This is a genomic window from Mesorhizobium sp. B2-6-2, from assembly GCF_006440615.1.
Taxonomy (GTDB): Bacteria; Pseudomonadota; Alphaproteobacteria; order Rhizobiales; family Rhizobiaceae; genus Mesorhizobium.
In genome coordinates this window covers 25,282-37,760 of sequence record NZ_VFUG01000009.1, presented here as the reverse complement: position 1 = coordinate 37,760, position 12,479 = coordinate 25,282, and the positions used below count along the sequence as shown (strand labels likewise).

The following is a 12,479-nucleotide window of genomic DNA, read 5'->3' as shown; positions in this document are numbered from 1 at the left end:
ACTTAATTCGGCCATTATGATGATATGTCGAACAGCAATCAATCAGCAATTATGACTGAGGCGCCCCGCGCGCCAATCCCTGCAGCCGCCTATCTGCTGACCGGCTGCATCGCCGTCATCGGCTCCAATTCGCTGGTTCTGGGACCGATCGCGCCCGCCGTCGCGGCGTCGTTCGGCGCAAGCGTGCCGGCGGTAATGACGGCCGCCGCCGCCTTCGGCCTCGGCACATCGGCCAGCGCGCTCTTCCTTGCTCGCTACATCGACCGGATCGGCGCGCGCCGCATGCTTCAGGGCGCATTGCTGCTGCTGGCCATCGCGCTGGTCGCCAGCGCCCTGGCGCCGACAGTGGCGATGCTGGTGGCCGCCCAGCTCGTTGCCGGTATCGCCGCCGGTATAGCCATGCCGGCGATCTATGCCAGCTCGGCCGCGATCGCGCCGCCCGGCCGCGAGAGCGGCACCATCGGCGTCGTGCTGACCGGCTGGACGCTCTCCATGGTCGCTGGCGTCTCGCTGTCGGCGGTGCTGGCCGATCTCATCCATTGGCGTGCCGTCTTCGCGGCCGTTGCAATGCTCGCAGGAGCGGCCGTTGCCGGTCTGGCGATGAGCTCGCTGCACGACATCAGGAAAAGCGGCCCCGCGCCGTCGCCGCTCGGCGCGCTCGCCGTTCCCGGCATCCTGCCGCTACTCATTGCCTGCGGCGCCTTCATGACCGCCTTCTACGGCGTCTACGGCTATCTCGGCGATCATCTCCACGAAGCCCTCGGCGAGCCGGTCAGCGCCAATGGCCTGGCGGCGGTCGCCTACGGTCTCGGCTTCGGCGCGGCCGCCTTGCTCGACGGTGTCATCGATCGCCTCGGCGCCCGCCGCGTCATGCCTTTCGCTTATCTGCTGGTCGCCGCCGTCTATGTCGCGATTGCCCTGGCCAGCGGCGGCTTCGGCCTGCTGGTCGCGACGATCGCGGCCTGGGGCCTTGCCAACCATTTCGGGCTGAACGTGCTGGTCATGCGCCTCACCGCGCTCGACCCGTCGCGGCGCGGCACCATCATGGGCCTGAACAGCGCGGTCACTTATCTCGCCGTCACCGTCGGCACGGCAGGCTTCGGCCCGCTCTACACAGGCCTGGGCTTCGCCAATTGCGCCTTGATCGCCGCGGGATTGATGCTGGTGGCGGCGGGCGCAGCGGCATGGCGGCCAGTCGGTCCTCGGTAACATACCTTACTCCTCGCTCGCGGCCTGAATACCGTTTCGCACTTTTCCTGGAATTGCTCTAAGGCTGGCTTGCGAACCGGAGTCGCAGCCGATGAAGACGAGCCTCGAGATCACCGCCGAGCCCTCGCCGCAGGACCTCGCTTTCCTGGGCGGAAGCCTTACCGCTTTCAACGATGCCGATGTCGGCGCCTCGGGCCGACAGTCGCTGGCGGTTTTCGTGCGCGCCGAGCGCGGAGTCGTTGTCGCCGGTGTTTCCGGCTACACTGCCTGGGGCTGGCTCTACGTGCAGTGGCTGTGGGTCGACGAAAAGCTGCGCGGAAAAGGCGTTGCCGCCGGCATGCTCGACGCGGCCGAACAGGAGGCTGTCGCGCGCGGCTGCCACGGCGCCTGGATCGACACTTTCAATCCGATCGCCGAGAAGGTTTACCGGCGCCAGGGCTATCAACCGTTCGGCACGCTGACTGACTTCCCCACCGGCCGCAGCCGCATCTTCCTGCAGAAGAAACTGTCGTCCTGATCAGTCCGCCAACTTTCCGCCGCGCATCGGCTTTGGCGCGCCGGTGGTGCTCGGAAAGCTGATCGGCAGGCCGCGCAGCACGCGCACGGCGAGGAAAGCGAAACATTCCGCCTCGACGGCGTCACCCTTCCATCCGAGCGTCTCGGCCTGCACCACTTCAACGCCGGCGCGGCTTTCGAGCATTGCCATCATCGTCGGATTGTGGCGGCCGCCGCCGCTGACCGCGAGCCGCTTCGGTCGACGCGGCAACAGGTCGAGCGCCTTGCCGACGGCTGAGACGGTGAAGGCGGTCAGCGTCGCAGCGCCGTCCTCGGCGTTCAGCCCTTCGGCCATCGCCGCGGTGAAGTCGAAGCGGTCGAGCGATTTCGGATAGGGCTTCGTCAGGTACGGATGCTGCAAGAGCCTGGCGAGCCGTTCCTCATCGACCTTGCCGGCGGCGGCCAGCCTGCCGTCGCGGTCCATCTCGCCGAGGCCTTTCAACTTGATGAAATCGTTGACCGGCGCGTTGGCCGGACCGGTGTCGAAGGCGACGATTGCGTCTTTGCCGTCCCACCATGTGATGTTGCCGACGCCGCCGAGATTGAGCACGGCGGTGTCGCCGCTGGCGTCCGCCTCTTTAAGCAACGCGGCATGATAGACGGCGGCCAAAGGCGCGCCTTGCCCGCCGGCCGCGACATCGGCCGAGCGGAAATCATAGGCGACCTTGGTGCCGAGCAGCGAGGCCATCAGCTCGCCATCGCCGAGCTGGCGGGTGCGGCCGATGCGTCCCGGCTGCGGGGCGCGATGCAGCACGGTCTGGCCATGGAAGCCGACGATGCCGATATCGGCCATGCTCATCCCCTGGCTCTCGACCAGATCCTTGACCGCCGCCGACTGCGCGCGCGTCAGCGCCTCCTCGGCTTCGCGAAAAATCGCCGGCTCCGGCCCTTCGAAATTCCAGGCGCGCGCCTGGCGCAGCGTTTCTTCCAGCAGGGCGCGGATCGATTGCGGATAGGGGGCCAGCGTGTAGGTGCCGGTGTCGGCGATGCGCTCGCCGTCCGTCTTGATCAGCGCCACGTCGATATTGCCGTCGAGCACCGTGCCGGTCATCAGGCCGACAGCCCAGATTGGTTCCATTGTCGTTCCTCGAATCGCCCTTCATTCACGTGTCGGACGGATCGGCCCGGCAGGCAAGTGTCTCGCTACACCCGAGCAGGCCGGCGCGTAGACCGACGGCTTTTGCATCGAACGGTGAAAACGAAACAACGCCGTTCTTGCCTCTCGGCGAAGAAGGCGCGAGGCTGCGAACAAGACCATCGGCCGGGCGACTGCCCGGATGGATTATCGTAAGGAGGAAACGCCATGGCAGCCAACGTCGCAGTGATCGCGGGCGCCGGTTCCGGGTTAAGCGCCTCGCTGGCGCGGCTTCTCGCCAAGGAGGATTTCCGTGTCGTCCTTGCCGCCCGCAACGTCGACAAACTGGCCGCGCTGGTCAAGGAAACCGGCGCGCAGGCCGTCGAAACAGACGTATCGGACGCAGCCTCCGTCGAGCGCCTCTTCGAGACGGCCGACAAGGCAGGTCCCCTCGAAATTGCCGTCTTCAACGCCAGCGGCCGTACGCGCGGCCCGATCGCCGAGCTCGACGCGCAAGCGGTCAAGCAAGCCCTGCTCGTCGGTGCCTATGGCGGCTTCCTTGTCGGCCAGCAGGCGGCGCGCCGGCTTCTTGCACGTGGTTCCGGCTCAATCCTTTTCACCGGCGCCAGCGCAAGCCTGAAAGGGTTCTCCGGTTCCGCCGGTTTCGCCATGCCGAAATTCGGCCTGCGCGGGCTGGCGCAATCAATGGCGCGCGAGCTCGGCCCGAAGAACATCCATGTCGCGCATTTCATCATCGACGGCCAGATCGAGCCGGCCGGGCAGACGCCCGAGCCCGACCGTCCGGATCGTCGCCTCTCGCCCGATGCGATCGCCGAGACCTATCTCGCCGTCCATCTCCAGCATCGCAGCGCCTGGAGCTTCGAGGTCGAGCTGAGGCCCTGGGTCGAGACGTTCTGACAACCCTCGCACGAACCGCGCAACAACATGCCTGGCCGCAGTCTCGTTAACTTTAGAAAGTCTGCATGTATCCTGATGCCATTTCAGCCGTCTGCAATGTAAAAAGGCGCAAAACAAAAGATACCTTTACTTAACTTCGGCGTGCATACTGCGCATCGGTCAGAATTGTTGTCCGGCTCTCCTGTACGATAGAGAAATGCGCATGCCGCTTACACGTCGCACGCTGTTTGCAGCCGGAGGCGGAGGGCTGCTGCTCGCGCAGGCGCAAGCCCTGGCCACGCCGGCCCAGGCGCAAGACGCTCCCAAACCCATCGTCAGCGACAACAAGCTGCGCATCGCCATGCCAGCCTTCGCTTCCGATCCCTTCTTCCCGGCCGACGGCTCTGGGGACAGCGGCATCGATATGGACCTGGCGCGTGGCATAGCCGCGGAACTCGGCGTCGAACCGGTGTTCGACCGATCAGCCGGGACCTTCGACGCTATGGTGCAGCAGCTGACGTCCGGCCAGGCGGACCTTGCGATCGGCAAGCTGAGCCGCACCCTCCGGCGCGGCCGCTCGATCCTCTATTCGCGGCCTTACGCCATGCTGCACCAGGGGCTGCTGGCGAACCGCGTCAACCTGGCGCGCATCACGCAGGGCAAGCCGCCTGAGCAGATCATCCGTGATTTCTCCGGCGATCTCGGCGTGATCGAAGGCTCGTCCTTCGCCACCTACGCGGCCGCCACGTTTCCGCACGCGACGATCCAGCGCTTCGCCGGCTGGAATACGGTGATCGATGCGATCCGCAACGGCACGATCGACCTCGCCTATCGCGACGATTTCGAGATCAAGAAGCTGATGGTAGACGATCCGTCGATGACGGTGGTCGCGCGCTCGATCACGTTGACCGACAAGGTCGATACGATCGCCGTCGGCATCAGTCCGGACAATCCGCATCTGGCGGCCTTCGTCGATCTCTATCTCGATCTCGCGCGAGGCCAGCAGGTCCTCAACACCGACGAGATCATCGCGCGTTATCGCCAGGGGAGCAAAGCCTGACAATGGCCGTCTCGGATGCAGCCGCAGCCATGGCTTTCGATTGGCGCCTGGCGGCAAAGCGCATCCTGCGCTCGCCGGCGACGACGATCATCATGATCCTGGCCGGGATCCTGTGCGGCCTCTATTACCCGGCCTTCGCCCATGCGATCAGCCCTGTCGCGCAGGTCTATCTGAATTTCCTCAAGATGGTCGTCCTGCCCTATCTGGTCTCGTCGGTGATCTTCTCCATCACCGCGATGGTCCAGGATCCGAAATCGGTCCGCTACCTCGGCAAAGTCGGCATAGCGGTACTGGTCGTATCGTTCCTCGCCGTGCTGGTCAGCGGCACCTATTCGCTGATCCTCAAGCCCGGCCAGATCGAGAACCCGCAGTCGCGCATCGAGCTCGGCGAGTTCATCAATTCCCAAGGCAGCGTCTCCACCGATCTCGCATTCCCGTTCCAGCCGCCGCCGTCCACCGGCGATCCGAACAGCGCTCATTCGATCTTCCTGGATCTGGTGCCGAACAACGTCTTCAACGCGCTGGCCTCGGGCCAGACCATCCAGGTCCTGTTGTTCTGCCTGCTTTTCGGGCTAGCAATGGGCAAGATTCCCCAGCCCTCGTCGCTCAGCCTCTCACAGGCGCTCAACGCGGTGTACAAGGCCTGCACGGTGCTGACCAACTGGTTCGTCTGGGGATTGCCCTTCGCGACCTTCATCCTGATCGCCGACCAGACCGCGTCGACCGGCATCAAGCCGCTGACGCTGATGGGTGGCTACCTGCTGGTGATGGGCCTTTCCTGCGTGACATTCCTCGCCGGCGCGTTTGCCGTCATCGCCATACGCTCGCGGCGAAGCTACTGGGCCACGATCAAGACCCTTCAGCCGCTTCTGATGGTGGCCATCACAACGCGCTCCACGGTCGCCTCGCTGCCCTGGGTCATCAACCTTTTGACCGAGCGCCTGAGGTTCAACCTGGTGGTGGTCGAGCTGCTCGTGCCCCTGCAGGCGGCGCTGCTGCGGACCGGCCCGGCGCTGGTCTACACCTCGGGCGTCCTGTTCATCGCCCAGCTCTACGGCCATCCGCTGGCGATCCCGGACCTCTTGCTTGTCGGTGTCGTATCCGCGCTTCTGGCGCTGACGACAGGCGGCATGGGCAGCCTGCTCATCCTGTCGCAGATGTCCATTGTCTGTGGCTATCTGAAGCTTCCCTTCGAGGCGGCGTTCGTCCTGTTCGTCGCGGTGGACGCGGCCGTGGACACGCTGATGACGCTGTCCAGCGTCTCTACCGTGGCCGCAAGCACGGCAATGATCGCGCCCAGCCATCGGGAAGCGGCGCAGGCTGCTGAAACCGTCGCGCAAGAGCTCGAAGCCGAGCCCGCCCGATGATCGACGACGGCATTCGTCCGCGGCTCGGCATCATCGGCGGTCTCGGGCCGCTCGCATCGGCCGACTTCTACTTCAAGCTGACCCGGATGACCGGGGCGCTGCGCGACAACGAGCATGTGCCTTCCGTCATCCTCAGCGTGCCGCAACTGCCCGACAGGACCGAAGCGATCCTGGCTGGCCATGACGGCCCCCTGGCGCCGCTGCAAGCTGCGGTCTCGACGCTCAACGCGCTCGGCGTTGCCTGTATCGCCATGCCCTGCAACACCGCACATCATTGGTACGACAGGCTGGCGGCGAACTCGCCAGCCGAGATCATCCACATCGCCGACGCGGTGGTGGCGGAGATCCGCCGGAGCCTGGATCGGGGCAGGGTTGCGAACCTTGCAACCCGGGGTACGCTGGTCTCCGGCTTTTATCAGGACAGGATATCGGCGGCGGGATTCGACCTCTGCCTTGCGCAGGACGCCGAGTTTCAGGAGCGCGTCGACAGCGCGATCATGCTCGTCAAGGCCGGTTCGATTGCGCAAGCCGCGGCTGAGACTGAGCGCGCGCTCGACCTCGCGCAAATGGCCGGCGCCGATGCGGCACTGCTCGGCTGCACCGAACTGTCCGTGGTGGCCGCCAGCCTCAACGATCCGGCCGGACTGGTGGTCGTCGACAGCAATGCGGCCCTGGCACGAGCCTGCCTGACCCGATTGGGCTTTGCCACGCTGGAGGGGCGCGGCTTGCCGACCGTCTCGTCGCTGCCGGGAGGCGACCGATTACCCTTGCGTCTTGCCCGGCGCGCTTCATAGGCGCTGCCCGCCTTTGCCATATGGCCGGCGCCATCGGCGCCGACGGTCTCGGCGACCTCGCCATCCGCCACGGCTATCAGCGCTTCGAGACCAGCGTCATGGTCGCCGTGGTCGTTCCCATCGTGCTGGTCTGCGGCATCCAGTGGATCGGCGACCGGCTCATCGCGCGGCTGGATCATCGCTGACCGGGCGAGCAGGGGCGCCGGCGCGAACGCAATTTGCCGCAAAAGGCGGGAATTGAGCGCCGGCTTGCTCCGTTTGCAACGAGATTGGGCGGTGCGTTTCTTCACCCGCGATGATGCTGATGTCATCGTGCGAAGCGGTCGCAGTCGCATGAGCAATTCCGGGAAAAGTGCGCAGCGGTTTTCCGTCCGGGATTGCGAAAAAAAGAGTTTACCGCCAAGAGGAGCCTGTCCATGCCCAGAATAATCCCGGTGCTCGATCTCGACCGCCTGGAGCAGGGCGCATCGGAACTGCGGACATTTCTGTTCGATCTGCGTACCGCCGCTCGCGATGTCGGATTCTTCTATCTGAGCGGCCACGGCATCACCCAGCCGGAGATCGATGCAGTGCTCGACGCCGCGCGTCGCTTCTTCGCCTTGCCGGAGGCCGACAAGCTCGACATCGAGATGGTCAAGTCGCCGCAGTTTCGCGGCTATACGCGCGCCGGCGGCGAGCTGACCAAAGGCAAGGCCGACTGGCGCGAGCAGCTCGACATCGGCGTCGAGCGCGCGACGATTGCGCAAGGGCCGGGCGTGCCGGCCTGGACGCGGCTGCAGGGTCCGAACCAGTGGCCTGCCGCGCTTCCCGACCTGAAGCCCGGGCTGCTTGCCTGGCAGGCCAAGGCGACCGACGTGGCGATCCGGCTGCTGAAAGCCTTCGCGCTGTCGCTCGACCAGCCGGAGGACGCCTTCGATCCGATCTATCGCGGTGAGCCGAACCACCGCATGAAGATCGTGCGCTATCCTGGCCGCCACGCCACCGATGACGACCAGGGCGTCGGCGCGCATAAGGACGGCGGGTTTCTCACGCTTCTGCTGCAGGATGAGAACAAGGGCCTGCAGGTCGAATATGACGGCAGCTGGGTCGATGTCGACCCGATCCCGCGAACGCTGGTCGTCAACATCGGCGAGTTGCTGGAGCTCGCCTCGAACGGCTATCTCAGGGCAACCGTGCATCGCGTCGTCACGCCGCCAGCCGGCGTCGAACGCATTTCCGTGCCGTTCTTCTTCAGCGCCCGGCTCGATGCCACAATCCCGCTGCTCGACCTGCCGGAGGAACTCGCTGCCGAAGCGCGCGGCCCGGCCAGCGATCCCGACAATCCGCTCTTCCGCAACGTCGGAACCAATGTACTGAAAAGCCGCCTGCGGTCGCATCCCGACGTGGCGCGGCGTCACTATGCCGACCTTCTGGAAAAAGCATCGGCCATCAGCTGACGATTTCGTCCGACTTGAGCGAGATTTTTTCGCGTTTCCAGCTTTTTTTGGAATTCCGTTCGTGGAAAATATGCCGGTTCAGGCCCACATAGGAGGTATCGCTCGGTGTTTTCCTCCCATTGCGCCGGGCGATGTTCCCCTCTGAAGGTTATGACCTTCATACTTTGGCCGGGCCGCTTTCGCGCCCGGCCTTTTTCTTATCTGCGTCGGGAATCCGCCGATCAGACCGGCGAGGCGCTCGGCCTGCATTTGGATGTCGACCCTTCACCGGCTCCGGTCCGGTCTGCCGGCTGCTCGAATGTTCCGCGCGCTCGAACCTCAAGCGCGTTTTCCTCGCTATCCATCCTGACATGAATGCGCGAACCGTTGTGTTACGGTGTTGGTGATGTTCACGGCATCCGCTCGGGCCTGCCGTAAAGTGAAGAGGAGAGTTCGCCACGTCCAGGATCAGCCGCCGCGTCTTGCTCTTTCATTCCGGCTGCGCTGTCGTTGCCTCGACCGTCGCCGCAAACGGTCACAGCACAAAGGCGCTGAGGCGTGACCGGCAACCATCCAATGACCTGTTCGCCCTGATTGAGACGCACAAGGTAGCGTACGCAGCGTTCGGCAAAGCCGTCCACAAAAGGGGCAGCCATAGCCGTGACCACATCGAGGCCGGCCGAGAGGAGGAGAAGGCGCTGCTGGCCATCTGCGCCTATCGGGCGGTCAAGGAAGGCGACCGCCTGGCCAAGGCCCGATACCTTTTGGAGATCGAGGCGCGCGGCGAGCTCGACTTGCCAGAACACATGCAGGCCCTTCTGCGCTCTACAGTGTGAAAGGCATCAGCCGCATAGACGTCGAACCCGGAATGTCCGCAATGCTGAAGGGCCGATCTTCGCGACGGAGCTTCGCTCCTGCTCCGCCCTGGAATGACGATCGCGATGGGCGTTTCGGCCAATCTCCAAGGCATGCCGCCCGCCAACGCAAACAGAGCAGACCGGTCAAAGTCCCTGTGCAGGGCCACTAGCTCATCATCTTCGGCAACCCCGCCGCCAGCGCGTCGATGGCCAGCCGCACTTTCAGCGGCAAATGCGGCGCCTGCAGCCGGAGCGCATGGCAGTCATAGAGATAGTCCCGTTGCTCAGGCAGCAGGCGGACCAGTGTGCCGCCCTCAATGCGTTGTCGCACCAACCAGTATGGCAGCCAGGCCAGTCCCATGCCGTCGGTTGCCGCATCGGCGATGGCGTCGAGGTCGTCGAGCCGCAGCCGGCCGGCGGGGGCGATCTGCGTCACCGAGTCATCGTCGCGCGTAAACAGCCATGGCTGCAGCGCCTGCCCGAGCCGCCGGTAGATGATCGCCTGATAGCTGGCGATGTCTTCGAGCTGAAATGGGCGGCCGAAGCTTTCGATGTAGGACGGCGAGGCGCAGACGATCATGCGCTGGCGCGCGACGCGGCGCGCGATGATGCCGGCCCTGTCGTCCAGCGTGCCGGTGCGGATCGCCAGGTCGAAACCGTCCTCGACGAGATCGGCGAAGCGATCGCTGAGCGACAGGTCCAATTCCAGCGTCGGATAACGCCGGGCAAGCGCAAGCAGGATCGGCGTGACGCAGTGGCGACCGAAATGCGCCGGCATCGTCACGCGCAGTTTTCCGCGCGGCTCGGACAACTGGTCGGCTGCCAATGCATCGGTCGCTTGCGCTTCGGCCAGCACGATCCTGCAGCGCTCGTAATAGGCGCGCCCGAAATCGGTCAGGCTCTGCCGGCGCGTGGTGCGGTTGATGAGCCGCATGCCGAGCCGCTCTTCGAGGAAGCGGACATGCTTGCCGACCATCGGCCCCGACAGGTCGAGCGCCGCCGCGGCGGCCGCGAACGAGCCGAGATCGACAGCTTTGACGAACGCTTCCATGCTTTCGAGGCGATCCATATTAAAAACCAATCGTTTCGACTGTTCTGCCTGCATGCCGATTTATCGGTTCTCGATACCGCTGCATAGTCCATTCCATCGGTTGGGTTTGGAGTTGCAGGATGGCAAAGGTTTTTCGCTTTCACAGTCACGGCGGTCCAGAGGTGCTTCGCATCGAGGATATGGATGTTCCGTCGCCGGGACCCGGCGAGGTGCGGATCCGCGTCAGGGCGCTGGGTTTGAACCGGGCCGAAGCCTTGATGCGCAACGGCTCTTACATCGAGACGCCGACGCTGCCGTCCGGCCTCGGCCTCGAAGCGGCGGGGATCGTCGAGACGGTGGGAGCCGGCGTGGAAATCTTCGCACTGGGCGATGCGGTCAGCATCATCCCGCCGCGCTCGATGGCGCGCTGGCCGGCCTATGGCGAGCTCGTGAATTTTCCGGCCGAGCTTGTGGTAAAACATCCGCCATCGCTTTCGTTCGAGGCCGCCGCCGCGACATGGATGCAATATCTCACCGCCTATGGCGCGCTTGTCGATATCGCGAGTCTCGGCCCTGACGAGCCCGTCGTCATCACCGCGGCGTCGAGCAGCGTCGGGCTTGCCGCCATCCAGATCGCCAACAGAATTGGCGCCGTGCCGATCGCCGTGACCCGGACATCGGCCAAGAAGAGTGCCCTGCTCGACGCCGGCGCCGCTTATGTCGTGACCTCGCAGGAGGAAGACCTCGAGGCGCGGCTGAGAGAGATCGCGCCGCACGGCATGCGCGTGGTCCTCGACGCGGTCGGCGGCCCGATCTTCACGCCGCTGACGGCCGCGATGGCGCGCGGCGGCATTCTCATCGAATATGGCGGCCTCAGCCCCGAGGCGACGCCGTTTCCGCTGTTCGATGTCCTGGCGAAGACGCTGACGTTGCGCGGCTACCTCGTCCACGAGATCACCGGTGATCCCGCCCGGCTTGAAGCCGCCAAGGCCTTCATCCTCGACGGCCTCGCATCAGGCGCGTTGAACCCGGTCATCGCTAGGACGTTTCCGTTCGAGAAGATCGCCGAGGCGCACCGTTTTCTGGAAGCAGGGGAACAGGTCGGCAAGATCGTGGTGACCGTTTGAGGCTCGGCTTCAGCGGGAAAAGCGACTATCCGCTTGGCAAGCGGTGCTGCGCCGGGCCAAACTGGTCATTCCGCATGCCTGCCTCAAGGAGACTTCGAAGATGACCGCCAATGTTTTTTCCGGCTGCATGCCGGCGCTGATGACGCCCTGCACCGATGACCGACTTCCCGACTTCGACGCGCTGGTGCGCAAGGGGCGCGAGCTGATCGCCGCCGGCATGTCGGCCGTCGTCTATTGCGGTTCCATGGGCGACTGGCCGCTGCTGAACGACGCGCAGCGCATGGAAGGCGTCGAGCGCCTGGTGAAGGCCGGCGTTCCGGTGATCGTCGGCACCGGCGCGGTCAACACCGCCAGCGCCGTGGCGCACGCCGCGCATGCGCAAAAGGTCGGCGCCCGGGGCCTGATGGTCATCCCGCGCGTCTTGTCGCGCGGCCCCTCGGTCAGCGCGCAGCGCCACCACTTCAAGGCAATCCTTGCCGCCGCGCCCGACCTGCCGGCCGTCATCTACAACAGTCCCTATTACGGCTTTGCCACGCGCGCCGACCTCTTCTTCGCGCTGCGCGCCGAGCATCCGAACCTGGTCGGCTTCAAGGAGTTCGGCGGCCCGGCGGATTTGCGCTACGCGGCGGAAAACATCACCAGCCGCGACGATGACGTTGCGCTGATGATCGGTGTCGATACCGCCGTCTTCCACGGTTTCGTCAATTGCGGCGCTTCGGGCGCCATCACCGGCATCGGCAATGTCCTCCCCAAGGAAGTGCTGCATCTGGTGGGCCTCAGCCAGACGGCGGCGAAGGGCGATGCCGAAGCGCGCCGGCTGGCGCAGGAACTGGACGCGGCACTGGCCGTGCTGTCCTCTTTCGACGAGGGACCGGACCTCGTGCTCTATTTCAAGCACATGATGGTGCTGAAGGGTAATCCCGAATACAGGTTGCACTTCAACGAGACGGATGCGCTGAGCGACAGCCAGCGCGGTTATGCCGAGCAGCAGCTCAAGCTGTTCGACACCTGGTATGCGCAATGGTCGAGGCAGCCCGTCATGGCAAGATACGCGGCCTGAGCCGGTGATCGGGGAGCGTCAGTGCGCCACGGT

Annotated in this window: 12 protein-coding genes and 1 pseudogene; 11 read left to right on the top strand and 2 right to left on the bottom strand. The window is 65.0% G+C overall.

What is annotated here, in order from left to right; genetic code table 11:
* The first annotated feature begins 24 nt into the window (after positions 1–24).
* Positions 25–1,209, top strand: coding sequence for an MFS transporter (locus tag FJ419_RS18495; RefSeq protein ID WP_140696448.1), 1,185 nt, complete (start codon positions 25–27; stop codon positions 1,207–1,209).
* A gap of 91 nt (positions 1,210–1,300) precedes the next feature.
* Positions 1,301–1,726, top strand: coding sequence for a GNAT family N-acetyltransferase (locus tag FJ419_RS18490; RefSeq protein ID WP_140696445.1), 426 nt, complete (start codon positions 1,301–1,303; stop codon positions 1,724–1,726).
* On the opposite strand, the gene FJ419_RS18485 is transcribed toward FJ419_RS18490, so the two are convergent.
* Positions 1,727–2,842 carry an anhydro-N-acetylmuramic acid kinase gene (locus FJ419_RS18485; RefSeq protein WP_140696442.1) on the bottom strand — a complete coding sequence of 372 codons (1,116 nt, stop codon included), beginning with the start codon at positions 2,840–2,842 and terminating at the stop codon, positions 1,727–1,729.
* Between the two features lie 225 nt (positions 2,843–3,067).
* Between FJ419_RS18485 and FJ419_RS18480 the strand changes: the two genes are divergently transcribed.
* From FJ419_RS18480 to FJ419_RS18445, 7 genes and pseudogenes are all read left to right on the top strand, one after another.
* Positions 3,068–3,757 (top strand): SDR family NAD(P)-dependent oxidoreductase, encoded by a 690-nt coding sequence (locus FJ419_RS18480; protein WP_140696439.1) that lies wholly within the window; start codon positions 3,068–3,070, stop codon positions 3,755–3,757.
* Positions 3,758–3,959: 202 nt separating this feature from the next.
* Positions 3,960–4,796 carry a transporter substrate-binding domain-containing protein gene (locus FJ419_RS18475; protein WP_181170746.1) on the top strand — a complete coding sequence of 279 codons (837 nt, stop codon included), beginning with the start codon at positions 3,960–3,962 and terminating at the stop codon, positions 4,794–4,796.
* Positions 4,797–4,798: 2 nt separating this feature from the next.
* A complete protein-coding gene (locus FJ419_RS18470) occupies positions 4,799–6,163 on the top strand; it encodes a cation:dicarboxylase symporter family transporter (RefSeq protein WP_140696436.1) in 1,365 nt (454 codons plus the stop codon).
* Positions 6,160–6,957 carry an amino acid racemase gene (locus FJ419_RS18465; RefSeq protein ID WP_140696433.1) on the top strand — a complete coding sequence of 266 codons (798 nt, stop codon included), beginning with the start codon at positions 6,160–6,162 and terminating at the stop codon, positions 6,955–6,957. The genes FJ419_RS18470 and FJ419_RS18465 overlap by 4 nt, the downstream gene beginning before the upstream one ends.
* A 20-nt stretch (positions 6,958–6,977) precedes the next feature.
* Positions 6,978–7,142 (top strand): annotated as a pseudogene (locus FJ419_RS18460) (ABC transporter permease); the annotation flags it as partial.
* 231 nt (positions 7,143–7,373) lie between these two features.
* Entirely contained in the window at positions 7,374–8,393 is a 1,020-nt protein-coding gene (locus FJ419_RS18455; protein ID WP_140696430.1) for an isopenicillin N synthase family oxygenase, read from the top strand.
* Positions 8,394–8,854: 461 nt separating this feature from the next.
* Positions 8,855–9,208, top strand: coding sequence for a hypothetical protein (locus FJ419_RS18445; protein WP_246679240.1), 354 nt, complete (start codon positions 8,855–8,857; stop codon positions 9,206–9,208).
* Positions 9,209–9,395: 187 nt separating this feature from the next.
* Here the strand turns inward: FJ419_RS18445 and FJ419_RS18440 are convergent, their stop codons facing one another.
* Positions 9,396–10,298, bottom strand: a complete 903-nt coding sequence (locus FJ419_RS18440; protein WP_140696425.1) for a LysR family transcriptional regulator — start codon at positions 10,296–10,298, stop codon at positions 9,396–9,398.
* Positions 10,299–10,399: 101 nt separating this feature from the next.
* Between FJ419_RS18440 and FJ419_RS18435 the strand changes: the two genes are divergently transcribed.
* Complete coding sequence (locus FJ419_RS18435; protein WP_140696422.1) at positions 10,400–11,386, top strand: zinc-dependent alcohol dehydrogenase family protein; 987 nt, start codon at positions 10,400–10,402, stop codon at positions 11,384–11,386.
* A 100-nt stretch (positions 11,387–11,486) separates the two neighbouring features.
* Positions 11,487–12,446 (top strand): dihydrodipicolinate synthase family protein, encoded by a 960-nt coding sequence (locus FJ419_RS18430; RefSeq protein ID WP_140696419.1) that lies wholly within the window; start codon positions 11,487–11,489, stop codon positions 12,444–12,446.
* Positions 12,447–12,479: the final 33 nt, after the last annotated feature.

What these genes read in the sequence shown, in the direction of transcription:
- FJ419_RS18470 (WP_140696436.1), top strand. Translation starts at nt 4,799, where the DNA reads ATGGCCGTCTCGGATGCAGCCGCAGCCATGGCTTTCGATTGGCGCCTG.
- FJ419_RS18490 (WP_140696445.1), top strand. Translation starts at nt 1,301, where the DNA reads ATGAAGACGAGCCTCGAGATCACCGCCGAGCCCTCGCCGCAGGACCTC.
- FJ419_RS18435 (WP_140696422.1), top strand. Translation starts at nt 10,400, where the DNA reads ATGGCAAAGGTTTTTCGCTTTCACAGTCACGGCGGTCCAGAGGTGCTT.
- FJ419_RS18480 (WP_140696439.1), top strand. Translation starts at nt 3,068, where the DNA reads ATGGCAGCCAACGTCGCAGTGATCGCGGGCGCCGGTTCCGGGTTAAGC.
- FJ419_RS18495 (WP_140696448.1), top strand. Translation starts at nt 25, where the DNA reads ATGTCGAACAGCAATCAATCAGCAATTATGACTGAGGCGCCCCGCGCG.
- FJ419_RS18475 (WP_181170746.1), top strand. Translation starts at nt 3,960, where the DNA reads ATGCCGCTTACACGTCGCACGCTGTTTGCAGCCGGAGGCGGAGGGCTG.
- FJ419_RS18440 (WP_140696425.1), bottom strand. Translation starts at nt 10,298, where the DNA reads ATGGATCGCCTCGAAAGCATGGAAGCGTTCGTCAAAGCTGTCGATCTC.
- FJ419_RS18430 (WP_140696419.1), top strand. Translation starts at nt 11,487, where the DNA reads ATGACCGCCAATGTTTTTTCCGGCTGCATGCCGGCGCTGATGACGCCC.
- FJ419_RS18465 (WP_140696433.1), top strand. Translation starts at nt 6,160, where the DNA reads ATGATCGACGACGGCATTCGTCCGCGGCTCGGCATCATCGGCGGTCTC.
- FJ419_RS18485 (WP_140696442.1), bottom strand. Translation starts at nt 2,842, where the DNA reads ATGGAACCAATCTGGGCTGTCGGCCTGATGACCGGCACGGTGCTCGAC.
- FJ419_RS18455 (WP_140696430.1), top strand. Translation starts at nt 7,374, where the DNA reads ATGCCCAGAATAATCCCGGTGCTCGATCTCGACCGCCTGGAGCAGGGC.